General features: G+C 60.4%; 18 protein-coding genes and 1 tRNA gene. All 19 read left to right on the forward strand.

The features are described from left to right. Position 1: 1 nt before the first annotated feature. Positions 2 to 622 (forward strand): 23S rRNA (uridine(2552)-2'-O)-methyltransferase RlmE, encoded by a 621-nt coding sequence (gene rlmE, locus SPISAL_RS03110; RefSeq protein WP_016353014.1) that lies wholly within the window; start codon positions 2 to 4, stop codon positions 620 to 622. 49 nt (positions 623 to 671) lie between these two features. After that, on the forward strand, positions 672 to 2,600 hold the full coding sequence (ftsH, locus tag SPISAL_RS03115) for an ATP-dependent zinc metalloprotease FtsH (RefSeq protein WP_041389169.1): 1,929 nt from the start codon (positions 672 to 674) through the stop codon (positions 2,598 to 2,600). Between the two features lie 6 nt (positions 2,601 to 2,606). Next, positions 2,607 to 3,449 (forward strand): dihydropteroate synthase, encoded by an 843-nt coding sequence (gene folP, locus SPISAL_RS03120; protein ID WP_041389171.1) that lies wholly within the window; start codon positions 2,607 to 2,609, stop codon positions 3,447 to 3,449. A 6-nt stretch (positions 3,450 to 3,455) separates the two neighbouring features. Next, the gene (gene glmM / locus SPISAL_RS03125; protein ID WP_016353017.1) at positions 3,456 to 4,826 is read left to right on the forward strand and encodes a phosphoglucosamine mutase; all 1,371 of its coding nucleotides are present in this window, start codon (positions 3,456 to 3,458) and stop codon (positions 4,824 to 4,826) included. A 56-nt stretch (positions 4,827 to 4,882) separates the two neighbouring features. Continuing rightward, positions 4,883 to 5,644, forward strand: coding sequence for a triose-phosphate isomerase (tpiA, locus tag SPISAL_RS03130; RefSeq protein ID WP_016353018.1), 762 nt, complete (start codon positions 4,883 to 4,885; stop codon positions 5,642 to 5,644). A gap of 27 nt (positions 5,645 to 5,671) precedes the next feature. Beyond that, entirely contained in the window at positions 5,672 to 6,040 is a 369-nt protein-coding gene (gene secG, locus SPISAL_RS03135; protein ID WP_016353019.1) for a preprotein translocase subunit SecG, read from the forward strand. Positions 6,041 to 6,148: 108 nt separating this feature from the next. Further along, positions 6,149 to 6,233, forward strand: a tRNA-Leu gene (locus SPISAL_RS03140). Between the two features lie 42 nt (positions 6,234 to 6,275). Next, positions 6,276 to 6,632 (forward strand): NADH-quinone oxidoreductase subunit A, encoded by a 357-nt coding sequence (locus SPISAL_RS03145; protein ID WP_016353020.1) that lies wholly within the window; start codon positions 6,276 to 6,278, stop codon positions 6,630 to 6,632. Further along, complete coding sequence (locus SPISAL_RS03150) at positions 6,623 to 7,099, forward strand: NuoB/complex I 20 kDa subunit family protein (protein WP_016353021.1); 477 nt, start codon at positions 6,623 to 6,625, stop codon at positions 7,097 to 7,099. Before SPISAL_RS03145 ends, SPISAL_RS03150 begins: the two co-directional genes overlap by 10 nt. 9 nt (positions 7,100 to 7,108) lie before the next feature. Then, positions 7,109 to 7,840 carry an NADH-quinone oxidoreductase subunit C gene (locus SPISAL_RS03155; protein ID WP_016353022.1) on the forward strand — a complete coding sequence of 244 codons (732 nt, stop codon included), beginning with the start codon at positions 7,109 to 7,111 and terminating at the stop codon, positions 7,838 to 7,840. Further along, positions 7,833 to 9,086 carry an NADH-quinone oxidoreductase subunit D gene (locus SPISAL_RS03160; RefSeq protein ID WP_016353023.1) on the forward strand — a complete coding sequence of 418 codons (1,254 nt, stop codon included), beginning with the start codon at positions 7,833 to 7,835 and terminating at the stop codon, positions 9,084 to 9,086. The genes SPISAL_RS03155 and SPISAL_RS03160 overlap by 8 nt, the downstream gene beginning before the upstream one ends. Beyond that, the gene (locus SPISAL_RS03165) at positions 9,083 to 9,595 is read left to right on the forward strand and encodes an NADH-quinone oxidoreductase subunit NuoE family protein (protein WP_016353024.1); all 513 of its coding nucleotides are present in this window, start codon (positions 9,083 to 9,085) and stop codon (positions 9,593 to 9,595) included. Before SPISAL_RS03160 ends, SPISAL_RS03165 begins: the two co-directional genes overlap by 4 nt. 2 nt (positions 9,596 to 9,597) lie before the next feature. Further along, positions 9,598 to 10,875: an NADH-quinone oxidoreductase subunit NuoF gene (gene nuoF / locus SPISAL_RS03170; protein WP_016353025.1), complete on the forward strand. Its 1,278-nt coding sequence runs from the start codon at positions 9,598 to 9,600 to the stop codon at positions 10,873 to 10,875. Beyond that, positions 10,872 to 13,286: an NADH-quinone oxidoreductase subunit NuoG gene (nuoG, locus tag SPISAL_RS03175; protein ID WP_016353026.1), complete on the forward strand. Its 2,415-nt coding sequence runs from the start codon at positions 10,872 to 10,874 to the stop codon at positions 13,284 to 13,286. The genes nuoF and nuoG overlap by 4 nt, the downstream gene beginning before the upstream one ends. Continuing rightward, positions 13,283 to 14,302, forward strand: a complete 1,020-nt coding sequence (nuoH, locus tag SPISAL_RS03180; RefSeq protein ID WP_016353027.1) for an NADH-quinone oxidoreductase subunit NuoH — start codon at positions 13,283 to 13,285, stop codon at positions 14,300 to 14,302. The genes nuoG and nuoH overlap by 4 nt, the downstream gene beginning before the upstream one ends. A gap of 19 nt (positions 14,303 to 14,321) precedes the next feature. After that, positions 14,322 to 14,810 carry an NADH-quinone oxidoreductase subunit NuoI gene (gene nuoI / locus SPISAL_RS03185; protein WP_016353028.1) on the forward strand — a complete coding sequence of 163 codons (489 nt, stop codon included), beginning with the start codon at positions 14,322 to 14,324 and terminating at the stop codon, positions 14,808 to 14,810. A gap of 23 nt (positions 14,811 to 14,833) precedes the next feature. Then, a complete protein-coding gene (locus SPISAL_RS03190; protein WP_016353029.1) occupies positions 14,834 to 15,445 on the forward strand; it encodes an NADH-quinone oxidoreductase subunit J in 612 nt (203 codons plus the stop codon). Positions 15,446 to 15,459: 14 nt separating this feature from the next. Next, positions 15,460 to 15,765, forward strand: a complete 306-nt coding sequence (gene nuoK, locus SPISAL_RS03195) for an NADH-quinone oxidoreductase subunit NuoK (protein ID WP_016353030.1) — start codon at positions 15,460 to 15,462, stop codon at positions 15,763 to 15,765. 2 nt (positions 15,766 to 15,767) lie between these two features. Further along, complete coding sequence (gene nuoL, locus SPISAL_RS03200) at positions 15,768 to 17,744, forward strand: NADH-quinone oxidoreductase subunit L (RefSeq protein WP_016353031.1); 1,977 nt, start codon at positions 15,768 to 15,770, stop codon at positions 17,742 to 17,744.

Raw genomic sequence — 17,744 nt, forward strand, 5'->3', positions numbered from 1 at the left:
GATGCCCCGGAGTCGCGGCAGTCAGCGCTGGCTAAAAGAGCACTTCAACGATCCCTACGTTCGAGAGGCACAGCGGCGCGGCTTGCGATCCCGCGCGGTTTTCAAGCTCGAGGAGATCGATGAGCGTGATCAGCTACTGAGCCGCGGTCAGTCTGTGGTGGATCTGGGTGCCGCCCCGGGCGGGTGGAGCGCCTACGCGGCAAGCAAAGTCGGACCCTCAGGGCGGGTTGTCGCCATCGACCTGCTGGAGATGCTGCCGGTGCCGAATGTCACGTTCGTGCAGGCCGACTTTAGTCGCGATGAGGGGCTGGCGCAGCTCGATGCGGCACTCGCTGGGTCGGGCGTAGACCTTGTAATGTCGGACATGGCCCCCAATCTCTCAGGACAGAAAGCGGTTGATCAGCCGCGCTCGATGTTTCTTGCCGAACTGGCGCTCGATTTCTGCCAGGAGCGGTTGAACCCGGGTGGCGGCCTTCTGGTCAAAGTTTTTCAGGGTCAAGGGTTTGATGAATTGCTAAAGGCCATGCGCGAGCGCTTCGCCAAGGTGCAATCCAGAAAGCCTGAGGCCTCTAGAAATCGAAGTCGCGAGGTCTATTTGCTGGCCCGGGGCTTTCGGGCGTAGTAGGGTTTGTAGTCAAAACCACGATTTGAGGTAAGCCGTCTTGAACGACATGGCCAAGAATCTGATCCTCTGGGTCGTCATCGCTGTTGTGTTGATGTCGGTCTTCAGTAATTTCCAGGGTCAGGGAACAACCGCGCAAGAAGTCCCGTACTCGCAGTTCCTTGGCGAGGTTGATAGCGGCCGGGTAGATTCGGTGACGATTAAAGGGCCGGTCATCCGCGGTACCCGCTCCGATGGGTCGAACTTCAGCACCTACAGCCCGGAGAGTGAGAACAACGCGCTCATCGGACAGCTGATGGACAACGGGGTCAGTATCCGTGCCGAAGAGCCCGAAGGTCGCAGCATGCTGCTGCAGATTCTCATCTCCTGGTTCCCCTTCCTGCTCCTGATCGGTGTGTGGATCTATTTCATGCGCCAGATGCAGGGCGGTGGCGGTGGTCGGGGCGCCATGTCGTTCGGTAAAAGCCGCGCCAAAATGATGTCTGACGAGCAGGTCAAGGTGACCTTCAAGGACGTTGCCGGCGTGGAAGAGGCCAAGCAGGACGTTGTCGAGCTGGTCGAGTTTTTGCGAGATCCGTCCAAGTTCCAGCGCCTTGGCGGCACGATTCCTCGTGGCGTGTTGATGGTCGGCCCACCGGGTACAGGTAAGACCCTGCTGGCCAAGGCCATCGCCGGCGAGGCGCGGGTGCCGTTTTTCAGCATCTCCGGCTCGGACTTCGTGGAAATGTTCGTGGGCGTGGGTGCCTCCCGCGTACGCGACATGTTCGCGCAGGCCAAGAAACAGGCCCCCTGCATTATCTTTATTGACGAGCTGGACGCTGTGGGGCGCCAGCGCGGCGCGGGGCTCGGCGGTGGTCATGACGAGCGCGAGCAGACACTCAACCAGATGCTGGTCGAGATGGACGGTTTCGAGGGCAATGAGGGCATCATCGTCATCGCAGCGACTAACCGCCCGGACGTGCTGGATCCCGCGTTGCTGCGTCCGGGCCGGTTTGACCGCCAGGTCGTGGTGCCGCTGCCGGATGTTCGCGGCCGGGAACAGATTCTCTCGGTGCACATGAACAAGACACCGATCGCCGAGGACGTCGATGCACGTATCATCGCCCGTGGCTGTCCTGGGTTCTCGGGTGCCGACCTGGCGAACCTGGTAAATGAGGCGGCCTTGTTCGCGGCTCGGCGTAACAAGCGCGTCGTCGACCAGCAGGATTTCGAGGACGCCAAGGACAAGATCATGATGGGCGCCGAGCGCAAGTCCATGGTCATGACCGAGGATGAAAAGCGCCTAACCGCCTATCATGAGGCGGGTCACGCCATTGTTGGCTTGCGGGTTCCGGAGCACGATCCGGTGCACAAGGTGACGATTATCCCGCGCGGCCGCGCGTTGGGTGTCACGATGTTCTTGCCCGAGGAAGACCGGTATAGCTACACCAAGCTGCGCTTGAATAGTTCGATCTGTGGGCTGTTTGGTGGCCGCATCGCTGAGGAGATGATCTTTGGAACGGAGCGGGTGACCACGGGTGCGCAGAACGATATTCAGCGAGTGACTGAGATCGCGCGCAACATGGTCACTAAGTGGGGTCTGTCCGACAAGATGGGGCCACTGGCCTACGGTGAAGATGAAGGCGAGGTCTTTCTGGGGCATCAGGTCACCCAGCACAAGACGATCTCGGATGAGACCGCGCATGCGATCGATGAAGAGGTCCGTCGGATCGTTGAGGAAAATTACGCCGAGGCGAAACGAATCCTCGAGAACAACGTCGAGATCCTGCATGCCATGGCGGATGCCTTGATGAAGTTCGAGACCATCGATCGCGATCAAATCGACGACGTCATGAACGGTCGCCCGCCGCGGCCGCCGAAGGAAGCCGGCCGGCCAGCTGGGCCTAGTGCCCCCTCAGGTGAGTCGGATACGGCAGACGACGCTGATTCGGCTGGAGAGCAGGGCGGCGATGTGGGCAAACCTGCAAGCGAACACTAGCCGATCATGACGACAACCCTCGATTGCGGGGGGCGGACGCTGGATCTCAGCCGCCCCTGTGTCATGGGTATCCTCAACGTCACCCCCGATTCCTTCTCGGACGGGGGTGTTTTTGTGGGCGCTGACCAGGCGCTCGCCCATGCCCGGCAGATGGAAGCGGATGGCGCGGCCATTATTGACGTGGGCGGCGAATCCACACGGCCCGGGTCGCGGGGTGTGTCCGTTGACGAGGAGCTCTCCCGTGTCATCCCGGTGCTCGAAGCACTGCATGGTGAGGTCTCGGTGCCGCTGTCTGTGGATACGTCCAAACCGGCCGTTATGCGGGCAGCCGTGGATGCCGGGGCGGGGCTGATTAACGATGTCATGGCACTGCGCCGGGACGGCGCCCTGGCCGCAGCTCGCGACCTGAGTGTCCCGGTCTGCCTCATGCACATGCAGGGCACGCCGGAGACCATGCAGGACAAGCCGTGTTACCAGCACGTGGTCAAGGAAGTGGTGACCTTTCTGTTAGAGCGGGTGGAGGCGGCAGAAGCTGCCGGCATCGAACGGTGTAACCTGATGCTTGATCCAGGGTTCGGGTTTGGCAAGACCGATCCTCACAACGCTGAGCTACTCAAGGGTCTGCCTAAACTGGTGGGTCATGGATTGCCGGTGCTCGCTGGGCTATCCAGGAAGTCCCTGGTGGGCCGCGTGCTGGGCCGCGCCATGGAAGAGCGCCTCGCTGGCAGTGTTGCCTTGGCGACAATGGCAACGATGCATGGGGCGCGTATTATTCGGGCGCATGATGTCCGAGAGACGGTGGATGCCGTTCGCCTGGTCAATTATGTAATGGCAGCGCAAGGGGCTTAGCGGGCCATGGAAAAGCAGTATTTTGGCACCGACGGGATACGCGGCCGGGTCGGAGAATATCCGATTACCGCCGATTTTGTCCTCAAGCTCGGCTGGGCAGCGGGACGAGTGCTAAGCGCGCGCGCGGGCTCAGGGCAGGTTCTGATCGGCAAGGACACGCGGTTATCCAATTACATGTTTGAATCGGCGCTTGAGGCTGGGTTATCGGCAGCGGGGGTCAATATCCAGCTGCTTGGCCCTATGCCGACACCAGCGATTGCCTATTTGACGCGGACGTTGCGGGCCAATGCCGGAATCGTGATCAGCGCTTCCCACAATGGTCATGACGACAACGGCATCAAATTCTTTAGCAGCCAAGGTTTCAAGCTTGACGATGAGGCGGAGCTTGCGATCGAGGCGCAACTCCATGAGCCACTCGAGACAGTCTCTTCCGCAGCGCTGGGCAAAGCCTCCCGGCTGATGGATGCGCCGGGCCGCTACATCGAGTTCTGTAAACACACGCTGACACCCGGTGTCGGGCTCCACGGCTTGACCTTGGTTGTCGACTGCGCCAATGGCGCGGGATACCAGGTTGCGCCGGCGGTTTTCGAGGAGCTCGGGGCCCGCGTCATTCGCCGCGGGACCCAGCCGGATGGACTCAATATCAACGTCGAGTGTGGCTCCATGCATCCCGAGGCGCTGAGCCATGCGGTGCTCGAGGCAGGCGCTGATGCGGGCATCGCCCTGGATGGCGATGGGGATCGCGTCATCATGGTGGATGAAACCGGCGCGGTGCTGGACGGCGACCAGCTCCTTTGGGTGATCGCGCGCAGTCGACAGGCAGCGGGTTGTCTGGCCGGGCCGGTGATTGGCACCCAGATGAGCAATCTGGGGCTTGAGTTGGCGCTTGCCAAACTTGATATCGAATTTCGACGGGCGCGCGTGGGCGACCGTTACGTCCTCGAGATGCTGCAGGCCCATAACGGACTGGTTGGTGGTGAGTCCTCCGGGCATATTGTCTGCCTTGACCGCACTACAACTGGCGATGGTGTTGTCTCAGCGCTGCAAGTGCTGGGGGCGGCTACAGAGCGCGACGAGCCATTGAGTGCGCTTGTCCGCGGTATGGATAAACTGCCGCAGCATATGATTAACGTGCCCATTGCCCGGGGCATGGAGCCTGTGACGGATCCGGCGATCTCGGCGGCTGTGGCGGATGTAGAGGCCAAGCTTGGAAGTGGTGGCCGCGTTCTGCTTCGCCCGTCCGGGACCGAGCCTGTACTGCGCGTCATGGTGGAAGGTGAAGATGAAACGGCCGTCGTGGCCCATGCCACGTGGCTGGCTGAACAGGTGAGTGCTGCATGTCGTGCCGGCGCGCCAGAGACCACGGGAAGCAATTGATTCCCGGAGCACGCCCGAGTAACCTTCCGAGCTTTTACACGCACCCCGGATGAGTCATGCGGACACCTTTGATTGCCGGTAACTGGAAAATGAATGGCCGGCGCGGCGACGCTGAGGCCTTGGCGCGGGCAGTCGAAGTCAAAGTCGCGGCATTGAGCGGCGTTGAAATCTGCGTTTGCCCGCCCTTTGTGCATCTACAAGCCGTGCAGTCGGTGCTGAGCGGCGAACACGTGGCGCTGGGCGCCCAGAACTGTGCTGATGCGGGTCCAGGCGCGCGGACTGGCGAAATTGCGGCTGAGATGCTCCTCGATTATGGCGTCTCCCATGTGATCCTCGGGCATTCCGAGCGTCGGGCGCACTACGGTGAGACTGACGAGGTCATTGCGGCGCGCTATCAAGAGGCGCAAAACGCCGGATTGATCCCAATCCTGTGTGTTGGCGAGACGTTAGCGGAACGCGAGGCCGATCAAACGGAAGCGATCGTCGGTGGGCAGATTCGGGGCGTGACCGAGCGTCTTGAGGGTACAGGCCTCGGCAATGGCGTTATTGCGTACGAGCCTGTCTGGGCCATTGGAACCGGGCGGACCGCAACGGCGGATCAGGCAGAGCACATGCACGCCTTCATTCGGGAACAGCTCGCCATGCTTGAAGGCCATGCCAATGCGTCGGCGCGGCGGATACTCTATGGTGGCAGCATGAAACCCGCCAACGCCGGTGAACTGCTAGCGCAGCCGGACGTTGATGGTGGCCTGATTGGCGGCGCGTCGCTTGATGCGGACGATTTCGTAGCAATCTGTGCTGCAGCGCAGGGCGGTTGAGCCGCCTGACATTCATTCGGGAGACCCATGTATACCATCGTTCTGACCATCCATCTGGTATTGGCCTTAACCCTCATCGGCGTTGTGCTCATGCAGCATGGCAAGGGGGCTGATGCGGGTGCCGCGTTCGGTAGCGGTGCCTCGAGCACAGTCTTCGGTGCACGGGGTTCGGCCTCTTTTTTGGGACGGCTCACCGGTATTCTGGGCGTCGGGTTCTTTATCACCAGTCTGACGCTGGCGATCATGGCGGGCACGTTCAGTAGTGGGGGTGATAGCGTGGTCGAGCAGGTCGAGGAAGTCCCTGAGCGCAGTGAAGGCGTTGCTCCCGCACCTGAAGGTGCTGCCGACGGAGCGGGAGAGGGCTCAGAGCCTGCACCTGCACCAGCGCCCGATTGATGAGGGCAGACGCAGAAAACTGTCGGCCAAGGGGCTCAAAGGCGCGGTTTTCGTTGTCCACAAGGACCGGGCCTGTTACGATTTCAACCTGGATATGACTACCGTTACGCGGATGTGGTGGAACTGGTAGACACGCTGTCTTGAGGGGGCAGTGGCGCAAGCCGTGCCGGTTCGAGTCCGGCCATCCGCACCATTGGTCAATCGTTCATTTCCGCAATCAGGATCCCTTGGGCGTATGATCGAGAGCTATCTTCCGGTCCTAGTCTTCATCGTGATGGCCATGGGCATCGGTATCCTGCCGCTGGTCGCCGGTTTTATCCTGGCGCCGCATCGGCCTGATCACGAAAAGCTCACCCCGTATGAGTGCGGGTTCGAGGCTTTCGAGGACTCGCGCATGCAATTTGACGTGCGCTATTACCTGGTCGCGATTCTGTTCATCATCTTCGATCTGGAGATTGCCTTCCTCTTCCCGTGGGCGATTGTGCTCGATGACATCGGGCTCTTTGGTTTCGGGGCGATGGCAGTGTTCATTGGTGTTCTCCTGGTCGGTTTTCTTTACGAGTGGAAGAAGGGGGCGCTGGAATGGGAATAGAGGGCGCACTCGAGAAGGGCTTTGTTACGACGTCAGCCGACAAGCTCATTAATTGGGCGCGGACTGGCTCGCTCTGGCCCATGACCTTCGGGCTGGCCTGCTGCGCGGTTGAGATGATGCATGCGGGTGCGGCGCGATATGACATGGATCGCCTTGGGCTCATTTTTCGGCCATCGCCACGGCAGTCGGATGTCATGATTGTTGCGGGCACGCTGGTCAACAAAATGGCGCCGGCGCTGCGTCGGGTCTACGATCAGATGCCTGATCCCAAGTGGGTAATCTCCATGGGCTCCTGTGCCAATGGCGGTGGCTACTACCATTATTCGTATTCGGTCACTCGGGGCTGCGACCGCATCGTCCCCGTGGATATCTATGTTCCCGGCTGTCCGCCAACTGCCGAAGCGCTGCTTTACGGCGTTGTCCAGTTGCAGAACAAGATCCGGCGGACCAACACGATCGCACGCTGAGGTTTCGCAATGGCATGGTCTGCCGAGAAAACCCTGGAACAGGCGCTAACAGTACTGGGCGACTCAGTAATTGCTTCACGGTGCGATTATGGTGACGCCGAGGTTGAAGTCAGCCCCGGCAACCTCTATAGCGTCATGCAGACGCTTCGGGACACGCCCGCTTTGGCATTTGAGCAGCTGCTCGACATCGCCGGTGTTGATTACGCGGCGTACGGCGAAGATGAGTGGATTACCGAAGAGGCCACCAACACCGGCTTCAGTCGCGGGGTAGATGGCTTCAGTACCGGGCGGCTCGGGCTGACCGGGATTTACGGCGTGCAATCAGTGGAGTCCAGTACTGGCCGGCGGTTTGCCGCGGTCTATCATTTGCTCTCGGTGACGCATAACCACCGTCTGCGGGTGCGTTGTTTCGCCGCTGATGATGACTTGCCGATGCTCGACTCAATTGTGCCGATCTGGGCGTCCGCCAACTGGCAGGAGCGTGAGGCCTTCGACCTGTTCGGCATCGTCTTCAATGGCCACCCAGACCTGCGTCGTATCCTCACCGATTACGGGTTCGTCGGGCATCCATTCCGCAAGGATTTTCCGTTGATTGGCAATGTCGAAGTTCGGTACGACGAGTCCCGCGGCCGCGTTGTTTACGAGCCCGTATCCATCGAGCCCCGCGTGCTCGTTCCCCGCGTGATTCGGGACGATAACCGCTACGCAGACCCAGCGGCCGAGGAGGCGCGTGATGCCTGAGATCAATAGCTACACTGTCAACTTCGGGCCGCAGCATCCGGCTGCCCATGGCGTGCTGCGCCTCGTCCTCGAGATGGAAGGTGAAACCGTCCGGCGTGCCGATCCCCACATTGGGCTGCTGCATCGGGCCACGGAAAAGCTTGCCGAGACCAAGCCGTTCAACCAGAGCATCGGGTATATGGACCGGCTCGATTACGTCTCGATGATGTGTAATGAGCACGCCTACGTGCTTGCCATCGAGAAGCTGCTTGGCATTACCCCACCGGAGCGGGCGCGCTACATCCGCGTGATGCTTGATGAGATCACGCGGATTCTGAACCACCTGCTGTGGATTGGCGCCCATGGCCTCGATGTCGGTGCGATGACGGTGTTCCTGTACGCGTTTAAAGAGCGTGAGGAGCTGATGGACTGCTATGAGGCAGTCAGTGGCACACGCATGCACGCGACCTATTACCGCCCGGGCGGTGTCTATCGGGATCTCCCGGAGCGCATGCCGAAATACCGCGAGTCCGAGTTCCGCAACGATAAGGCCCTGAAGCGGATGAACGCGGATCGGGAAGGCAGCATGCTCGATTTCATCGAGGCCTTCTGCGACCGATTCGTGGGCACAGTTGATGAAATTGAAACGCTTCTCACTGACAACCGAATCTGGAAGCAGCGCCTGGTGGATGTCGCTGTGGTCTCGCCGGAGCGGGCGCTGCAGCTGGGATTCACGGGGCCAATGCTGCGCGGCTCTGGCGTGGAGTGGGATCTGCGCCGCAAACAGCCTTACGAAGTCTACGACCGGATGGATTTCGATATTCCTGTTGGCACGAACGGCGACTGCTATGACCGCTACCTGGTCCGCATGGAAGAGTTGCGGGAGTCAGTAAAGATTATCCGGCAATGCATTGGCTGGCTGCGTAAAAACAGCGGCCCGGTCATTCTGAATGATCACAAGGTCGTCCCGCCGAGCCGCGAAGAGATGAAAGACGACATGGAGTCGCTGATTCATCACTTCAAACTGTTCACCGAGGGTTATTGCCCCCCGGCGGGCGAGGTCTATGCCTCGATAGAAGCGCCCAAAGGCGAGTTTGGCGCCTACATTGTCTCTGATGGCGCCAACAAGCCCTACCGGCTCAAATTGCGGGCGCCGGGGTTCGCCCATATGGCGGCCATGGATGAGATGGTGGCCGGCCACATGCTCGCGGATGTCGTGACGGTGATGGGGACGATGGATATTGTATTTGGAGAGGTGGACCGGTGAGCAGTGCGGAAGAGCAGGTTCTCTCAGGTTTGACGGCGACGGAGCAGGCCGAGATTGACGCCTGGCTCAAGCGCTTCCCGGACGATCCGGCCGGGCGGCAGTCCGCAGTCATTCCGGCACTGCATATCGTTCAGCACAATAGCGGCGGCTGGCTGCCGCGTGAGCGAATGGATGCGGTCGCCGACTATCTCGACATGGCGCCGGCCCGTGTTTACGAAGTGGCGACCTTTTACGGGATGTTTGATGTAAAGCCGGTCGGGCGGCACAAGGTCAACATTTGCACCAATATCTCCTGCATGCTGCGGGGTGCGGATGAGATCGTTGAGCACGTCGAAAAGCGCCTGGGGATTAGCCTGGGTGATACGACAGCGGACGGGCGCATCACGCTCAAGCGCGAGGAAGAGTGCCTGGCCGCCTGCACAGGCGCTCCGATGATGCTGGTTGACGAAGCGTTTTACACCGATCTCACCCCGGAGAAGATCGACCGAATACTCGACGACCTGGAGTAGTTATGACCAACGTCTGCTACACAACGCTGCATTTTGACCAGCCGTGGACGCTCGAGAATTACCGGGCCGTTGGCGGTTACCAGGCGCTTGAGAAAGTGCTGCGCGATGGGATGAGCCAGGAAGACGTGATCGAAGAGATCAAGGCGTCAAACCTACGCGGTCGCGGCGGCGCGGGTTTCCCGGCGGGCATGAAGTGGAGCTTCATGCCGCGCAGTGCGCCAGGGCCCAAATACCTGCTGTGCAACTCGGATGAGTCCGAGCCTGGGACCTGCAAGGACCGCGACATCCTGCGCTACAACCCGCATGCGCTCATCGAGGGCATGATTATCGCTGGATACTGCATGGGCGCTACGATTGGCTATAACTACATGCGTGGCGAGTTCATGAAAGAACCTGCCGAGCGCATGGAACAAGCCGTGCGGGAAGCGCGTGAGGCCGGGTACCTCGGCGAAAACATCCTGGGCTCCGGCTATGATTACGAAGTGCATAACTACGTGGGTGCCGGGGCGTATATTTGCGGCGAGGAGTCGGCCCTGATGGAGTCCATTGAGGGCAAGAAAGGCATGCCGCGCAACAAGCCGCCCTTCCCAGCACAGGCTGGCGTATACGGTCGCCCGACGACGATCAACAACACCGAAACGCTGGCGTCAGTGCCGGCCATCATTCGCAATGGCGCGGACTGGTTCCTTGAGCTTGGCAAGCCGAATAACGGCGGCATGAAGATCTTTTGTGTCTCCGGGCATGTCGAGAAGCCGGGCAACTTCGAGGTTCCCCTCGGGACGCCTTTCCGCGACCTGCTGGACATGGCGGGTGGCGTGCTGGGTGGGCGTCAGCTCAAGGCGGTCATTCCCGGTGGGTCATCAATGCCGATGGTGCCCGGTGAGCAGATGCTCGAACTCGATATGGACTACGACTCACTCATGCAGGCGGGAACGGCACTCGGTTCTGGCGGCGTCGTCGTCATGGACGAGACAACGGATATGGTGCGCGCCATCATGCGCGTGAGCCGCTTCTACTACGCGGAGTCCTGCGGCCAGTGCACGCCCTGCCGGGAAGGCACGGGCTGGATGTATCGCGTCATCCGGCGGATTTATGAAGGCCATGGTCGGCCGGAAGACATCGAGCTGCTTGAATCAGCAGCCGGGCAGATTGCCGGACATACCATATGTGCGTTCGGCGAGGCCGCAGCCTGGCCGGTGCAAAGCGTACTCAAACACTGGCGACACGAGTTTGAGTATTACATTGAGCACAAGCGATCCATCGTTGAGGCGGCGGCATGAGCGCAGAGGTCCAGACCCAGAACCCGGAGACTGTCACGGTCGAGATTGACGGGCGCGCCATCGACGCGCCCAAAGGCGCCTCGATTATCTCGGTAGCAGACGAGCACGGTATCGATATCCCGCGTTTTTGCTACCACAGCAAGTTGTCCGCGCCTGCCAACTGCCGGATGTGCCTTGTCGATGTGGAAATGGGTGGCCGGCCCGCGCCGAAGCCGCTACCGGCCTGCATCACCACGGTTGCTGACGGCATGGTGGTGCGGACCACGTCTGAGCGGGCCTTGAAGGCCCAGCGCGGCGTGATGGAGTTTTTGCTGATCAACCACCCGCTCGACTGCCCGATCTGCGATCAGGGCGGCGAGTGCGAACTCCAGGACCTTGCCTTGGGTTATGGCCGAGGCATCTCCCGGTTTGTTGAGCGCAAGCGTGTGGTCAAGGATGAAAACCTCGGTCCGCTGGTTGCGACCGAAATGACGCGTTGTATTCATTGCACGCGGTGTGTCCGGTTCCTGGATGAGGTGGCGGGTACCTCAGAGCTCGGCGCGATGTTCCGCGGTGAACACACCGAAATCAGCACGCTGGTTGGCGCCGGTGTGCACTCCGAACTCTCTGGCAACATCATCGACCTCTGTCCGGTGGGCGCGCTCACCAGCCGTCCGTATCGCTATACCGCCCGCGCCTGGGAGATGCTGAGCCACGCGACCATAGCGCCACATGACTGCATCGGCTCAAACATTGATCTCCACCAGGTCCGTGGCACGGTCAAGCGGGTCGTACCCCGAGATAACGAGGCGGTTAACGAGTGCTGGATCAGCGATCGTGACCGATTCTCTTATGAAGGGATCTACAGCGCGGAGCGTTTGCTCTCGCCGCAGATCCGTGAAGATGGCGAATGGCACAGCGTTGATTGGCAGACCGCGATCGAGGCGGCGGCCAATGCCCTGAAAACCGTCGTCGAAAAGCATGGTGAGCAGGCACTCGGGGCGTTGATCTCGCCGTCATCGACCCTAGAGGAGATGACGCTCGCCGCGCGGATCATTCGGGCACTGGGTAGCGACAACATCGACACGCGGCTGCGTCGCGGTGACTTCCGTGATGGCGTGCGGGGTGACGGTTTTCCTGGCCTCGGCCTGCCGATCCCCGAGTTGGAGCAGCTCGACGCAGCGCTGATCGTGGGCGCTTATCCGCGGCATGAACAACCGTTGCTCAATCACCGGCTCAGAAAAGCCGCCTTGCGGGGCGGTGACGTCATGGCGCTCAATCCATGCGGTTTTGATTGGAACATTGAGCTTACCCATGAGCAGGTGGTGTCAGCCGCCGCCATGCCACGGCGCCTTGCCGCCATCGCACGGGCTGTTGCCGGGCATCAGGGCGTGTCCGAACCCCAAGGCTTGTCCGACTGGCTGGGTGACACGCCGGCGGATACAGCGAGCCAGGCGATCGCGGCGACATTGTGTGCTGACGGCAAGGCCGCCGTTCTACTGGGTGGTCTGGCCGACGCCCATCCAGCGGGTGCCGAGCTTCGGTATCTGGCCGCGCAGATCGCCCGGATGGCGGGTGCTAACTACGGTGAACTCACCGAGGGCGCCAATACGGCGGGTGGTTGGCTGAGCGGTGCTTTACCCCAGCGCGGGCCAGACGGCGCTACCCGCCCAGGGCTCGATGCCAAGGCCATGCTCGAGGCACCGCGCCCGGGTTATCTGCTGATGGGCATTGAGCCGGAGCACGACCTCAATGATGCGGCGTTGGCGGCAGACGCCCTCGGGCAAGCCGAACAGGTCATTGGGCTTGTCGCCTACGACTCCCCGATGTTGCGTGAGCACGCGGATATCCTGCTGCCGATCGGCACCCTCGGTGAAACGGCTGGCACGCTGGTCAACGCCGAGGGGCGTTGGCAGAGCTTTGCGGGCGTTGCACAGCCTCAGGGTGATGCGCGGCCGGCTTGGCGGTTGCTACGCGTCTTAGCGAATGTGCTTGAGCTTGACGGTTACGAGTATCAGGCCGTGGATGAGATTCATGCGGAAATGCAGGCAGTGGCGAGTCAGTACACGAGCGCCGCGCCGGATGTCGTGGTGTCACCACAGCCTGGCGAAGCCGCGGACATGCTGCGTGTTGGTTACCCCGCCATGTTTAATGTCGACCCATTGAGTCGTCACGCGCCATCGCTTCAGGCCACTGACCATGCAGCGGATGCCGAAGTCGTGATCAACCCGGATGATGCCGCACGTCTTGGCGTCGAAGCAGGTGCGACGGTTCAGGTGAACCAGCGTGGCGTCGCTCGGTCGTTGCCCGTGCGCATCAGGGAGGCGATGCCCGTGGGCACCTTCTGGGTGGCGGCTGGTCTCGAGGGGACGCAGGGCCTGGGTTCACTGATCGGGCCGGCAACGCTTGAACCGGTTGAGGCTCGCGCATGAGCGAACTCATCGAGCTCAGTTGGATCGTTGCAAAAATCACGGCACTCATCGTGCCGCTGTTTTTGGCGGTCGCGTACATGACCTACGCCGAGCGCAAGGTGATTAGTGCGATGCAGCTGCGGCGCGGTCCGAACCGCGTAGGCTGGCACGGCCTGCTCCAGCCGATCGCGGATGCGCTCAAGTTGCTCATGAAAGAGGTGGTGCTGCCGCAAAACGCCAACCGGTTTTTGTTCGTGCTCGCGCCCATGCTCTCCATCATGCCTGCGCTGGCGGCATGGGCTGTGCTGCCGCTGGGTGACGGCATGGTGATCGCGGATATCAACGCGGGCCTGCTGTATGTGCTGGCGATGACCTCTATGGGGGTCTACGGGATTATCCTTGCCGGATGGGCATCCAATTCGAAATATGCACTGCTCGGTGCATTGCGGGCTGGAGCCCAGGTGGTGTCTTACGAGATCGCCATGGGCTTTGCGCTGGTCGGGGTGCTGATGGCCTCCGGCAGTCTCAACATGGGGGAGATCATCCAGGCGCAGGAAGGCCCGATCTGGAACTGGTTCTGGTTGCCCTTGTTGCCGTTGTTCGTTGTCTACTGGATCTCCGGCGTGGCCGAGACGAACCGGCTGCCATTCGATGTCGCCGAGGGTGAGTCCGAAATCGTGGCCGGATTCCATGTCGAGTACTCCGGCATGGCCTTCGCGATTTTCTTCCTGGCGGAGTATGCCAACATGATCCTGATCTCGGGCCTGGCCGCGATCATGTTTCTGGGTGGTTGGTACTCGCCGTTTCACGGGCTACCGCTGCTTGGGCCGGCCTTTGCCTGGGTGCCTGGGTTCGTCTGGTTTGCGCTCAAGACGTGTCTGTTTTTGTTTCTCTACATTTGGTTTCGCGGGACGTTTCCGCGCTACCGCTACGACCAGATCATGCGGCTCGGCTGGAAGGTATTGATTCCCGTCACGGTGGTTTGGCTGATTGTGCTCTCGGGACTCATTCTCGGCGAGGTGGGTCCATGGTTTTGAATAGGCTGGGTGATTGACCATGCAAGCAGTAAGAGAATTCTTCGGCACGTTCATGCTGACGGAGCTGCTCAAGGGCATGCGGCTGACCGGACGTCACCTGTTCGACGACAAGTACACACTGGAGTACCCCGAGGAAAAGGCGCCGCAGTCGCCGCGATTCCGTGGTCTGCACGCGCTGCGGCGGTATCCGAATGGTGAGGAGCGTTGTATTGCCTGCAAGCTCTGTGAGGCCGTCTGCCCCGCGCTCGCAATCACCATTGAGTCAGAACAGCGTGATGACGGCACGCGCCGCACAACGCGCTATGACATCGATCTGTTCAAGTGCATTTATTGTGGTTTCTGTGAAGAATCCTGCCCGGTGGATTCCATCGTCGAGACGCGGATTCACGAGTATCATTTCGAGCGCCGCGGCGAGCAGGTAATCCACAAGGACGAGTTGCTCGCGATGGGCGAAAAATATGAGGCGCAGCTAGCCGAAGATCGGGCAGCTGATGCGCCCTTCCGCTAGACGACTGACGCCGGGGACCGGATGTGATTGAGAAAGTCATTTTCTATGTGTTTGCTGCCATCCTGCTGGCGGCTGCCACGCTGGTGATCACGGCGCGCAATCCGGTGCACTCTGCGCTCTCGTTGGTGCTGGCGTTTTTCTCGAGCGCTGCGCTATGGCTTCTCGCTGAGGCCGAGTTTCTGGGGATTGCGCTGATTCTCGTCTATGTTGGCGCCGTTATGGTCCTCTTCCTGTTCGTGGTGATGATGCTCGACATCAATCTATCGGTGCTGCGTGAGGGCTTTGCGCGTTATCTGCCGCTGGGGGCGCTGGTCGGCGTCATCATGGTTTTGCAGATGCTGCTTGTGCTCGGATCAGCGGAGGTCGATCTCGCGACACTCAGTGCGGAGGCCAGCTCAGCGAGTACAGAGAGCAACAACATTCGGTTGCTGGGCAGCGTGCTTTACACCGTTTATGTCTATCCGTTCGAGCTTGCCGCGATGGTGCTGCTGCTGGCGATTATCGCCGCGATCATGCTGACTCATCGGCGCCGTGGCGGGACGAAGCATCAGGATATTTCGGCACAGGTCCGGACCCGCAAGGAAGACCGGCTGCGCATGGTGCGCATACCAACTGAACGCAAGAACGACTCATAACATTCGGGGCATCCATGTTAGCGCTTTCCGATTATTTGGTTCTCAGCGCGCTGCTGTTTTCCATTGGCATGGCGGGCATATTCCTTAACCGGAAGAATGCCATCGTCCTATTGATGTCGATTGAGCTCATCCTGCTAGCCGTCAACTTTAACTTCATCGCTTTTTCGAGCTTCCTTGGAGACATCCACGGGCAGGTTTTTGTGTTCTTCATCCTTACCGTTGCTGCGGCGGAGTCCGCGATCGGGCTGGCCATCCTCGTGGTGCTGTTCCGTAATCGCGGCAGCATCAACGTGGGCGACCTGGATACGATGAGGGGCTAGGGATGAAGACGGTTTATCTGTTGATTGTCCTTGCGCCTTTGCTGGGCGCGATCCTGGCCGGCCTTGCCGGGCAACGTCTCGGGCGTCAGGCCTCGGCGGCGCTGACTGTGGCAGCAGTGGGCGTCTCAGCGTTGCTCTCGTTGTGGGTCTTGTATCAGCACGCCACGGGTGGCGCGCCTGTCTTCAACGAGACGATTTACCGCTGGGCCACTGCCGGCGGACTCAATCTGGAAGTTGGCTTTCTCGTGGATCGTCTCACGGCGCTGATGATGGTCGTGGTGACCTCCGTGTCGCTCGCCGTCCATGTCTACACCATCGGCTACATGCACGATGATGCGGGCTATCAGCGGTTCTTTAGCTATATCAACCTCTTTACCTTCGCCATGCTCATGCTGGTGATGGCGAATAACTTCCTGCAGCTGTTCTTTGGCTGGGAGGCCGTTGGCCTGGTCTCGTATCTCCTGATCGGCTTTTGGTATCGCAAGGAAACCGCAATCTTTGCCAACCTGAAGGCTTTTTTGGTCAACCGGGTCGGCGATTTCGGCTTCTTACTTGGTATCGCGGCCGTTTTGATGTACTACGGCAGTCTTGATTACGTCGAGGTATTCGAAGCCGCGGCCCAGACACCTGGCCTGACCATGCAGCTCTTTGGCGCCGAGGCGCTGGTCGCAACGGTCGCGGCTGTCCTGTTGTTCATCGGCGCAATGGGTAAATCGGCTCAAGTCCCATTGCACGTCTGGCTGCCGGATTCCATGGAAGGCCCAACGCCGATCTCCGCGCTGATTCATGCGGCGACCATGGTCACGGCCGGCATTTTTCTGGTCGCGCGCATGTCGCCGATCTTCGAGATGTCTGATGCCGCGTTATCGGTTGTTCTGATCCTCGGTGCCATCACCGCCTTGTTCATGGGGCTGGTCGGGCTGGTTCAGACGGACATCAAACGCGTCATTGCATATTCGACGCTCTCCCAGCTCGGCTATATGTTCGTTGCCCTGGGCGCCTCGGCCTATGCTGCTGGCGTCTTTCACTTGATGACCCACGCCTTTTTCAAGGCGCTGCTCTTTCTCGGGGCGGGGGCGGTGATTGTGGCGCTTCACCACGAGCAGGATATGCGCCGGATGGGCAATCTGCGTCGGTATCTACCCATTACCCACGTCACGATGCTGCTGGGCACGCTGGCGCTTGTGGGTACGCCATTCTTCTCAGGGTATTACTCCAAAGACGTCATTATTGAGGCCGCGCACTACGCGGACCGGACGGGCGCCGGGTTCGCTTACCTGGCCGTGTTGCTTGGGGTCTTTATTACCTCACTCTACAGTTTCAGGCTCTATTTTCTGGTTTTCTGGGGCGAGGAGCGCATCGATCCGCACGCCAAGGCCCATATTCAGCATCTGCCGCGCTACGTACTGCCCGTGATGGAGTGGCCACTCATCGCTCTGGCCATTCCCTCGGTGCTGATCGGTTATTTCACGATTGCACCGATGCTCTTTGGTGATTTCTTCGCTGGATCGATCCAGGTCGCGGCGGGCAATGATGTCCTCGCCAACGTCGCGGCGCATTTTCACGGGCCGTTTGCCTTCGGATTGCACGCCGCCGTGAACCCCGCGTTCTGGCTGGCCGTTGCCGGGGCAGTGACCGCCTGGTTCTTCTATATCCTCCGGCCTGATTTGCTGCCGGGTATCAACCGACTGTTTGCGCCGGTCATCAATGTATTACAGCGTAAATATGGGTTTGATGCGCTCTACAGCACGGGCTTCGCTGGCGGAGGACGGCTCATGGGCCGAGCGCTCTGGCGAGGCGGCGACCAGGGGGTAATCGATGGTGTATTGGTCAATGGCACGGCCCGCACGATAGGCCGTGTTGGAGCGCTGGTTCGCGGTTTCCAATCCGGTTACCTCTATCACTATGCCTTTGTGATGATCGTGGGTCTGCTCCTGCTGCTGACCGTTTTCGTAGGTAGCTGGCGGGGGTGGTTCTGA

The sequence above is a fragment of the Spiribacter salinus M19-40 genome (genome assembly GCF_000319575.2).
Taxonomy (GTDB): Bacteria; Pseudomonadota; Gammaproteobacteria; order Nitrococcales; family Nitrococcaceae; genus Spiribacter; species Spiribacter salinus.

What these genes read in the sequence shown, in the direction of transcription:
- nuoH (WP_016353027.1), top strand. Translation starts at nt 13,283, where the DNA reads ATGAGCGAACTCATCGAGCTCAGTTGGATCGTTGCAAAAATCACGGCA.
- SPISAL_RS03160 (WP_016353023.1), top strand. Translation starts at nt 7,833, where the DNA reads ATGCCTGAGATCAATAGCTACACTGTCAACTTCGGGCCGCAGCATCCG.
- folP (WP_041389171.1), top strand. Translation starts at nt 2,607, where the DNA reads ATGACGACAACCCTCGATTGCGGGGGGCGGACGCTGGATCTCAGCCGC.
- secG (WP_016353019.1), top strand. Translation starts at nt 5,672, where the DNA reads ATGTATACCATCGTTCTGACCATCCATCTGGTATTGGCCTTAACCCTC.
- nuoK (WP_016353030.1), top strand. Translation starts at nt 15,460, where the DNA reads ATGTTAGCGCTTTCCGATTATTTGGTTCTCAGCGCGCTGCTGTTTTCC.
- SPISAL_RS03145 (WP_016353020.1), top strand. Translation starts at nt 6,276, where the DNA reads ATGATCGAGAGCTATCTTCCGGTCCTAGTCTTCATCGTGATGGCCATG.
- SPISAL_RS03150 (WP_016353021.1), top strand. Translation starts at nt 6,623, where the DNA reads ATGGGAATAGAGGGCGCACTCGAGAAGGGCTTTGTTACGACGTCAGCC.
- SPISAL_RS03155 (WP_016353022.1), top strand. Translation starts at nt 7,109, where the DNA reads ATGGCATGGTCTGCCGAGAAAACCCTGGAACAGGCGCTAACAGTACTG.
- nuoI (WP_016353028.1), top strand. Translation starts at nt 14,322, where the DNA reads ATGCAAGCAGTAAGAGAATTCTTCGGCACGTTCATGCTGACGGAGCTG.
- tpiA (WP_016353018.1), top strand. Translation starts at nt 4,883, where the DNA reads ATGCGGACACCTTTGATTGCCGGTAACTGGAAAATGAATGGCCGGCGC.
- ftsH (WP_041389169.1), top strand. Translation starts at nt 672, where the DNA reads ATGGCCAAGAATCTGATCCTCTGGGTCGTCATCGCTGTTGTGTTGATG.
- nuoG (WP_016353026.1), top strand. Translation starts at nt 10,872, where the DNA reads ATGAGCGCAGAGGTCCAGACCCAGAACCCGGAGACTGTCACGGTCGAG.
- rlmE (WP_016353014.1), top strand. Translation starts at nt 2, where the DNA reads ATGCCCCGGAGTCGCGGCAGTCAGCGCTGGCTAAAAGAGCACTTCAAC.
- nuoL (WP_016353031.1), top strand. Translation starts at nt 15,768, where the DNA reads ATGAAGACGGTTTATCTGTTGATTGTCCTTGCGCCTTTGCTGGGCGCG.
- nuoF (WP_016353025.1), top strand. Translation starts at nt 9,598, where the DNA reads ATGACCAACGTCTGCTACACAACGCTGCATTTTGACCAGCCGTGGACG.
- glmM (WP_016353017.1), top strand. Translation starts at nt 3,456, where the DNA reads ATGGAAAAGCAGTATTTTGGCACCGACGGGATACGCGGCCGGGTCGGA.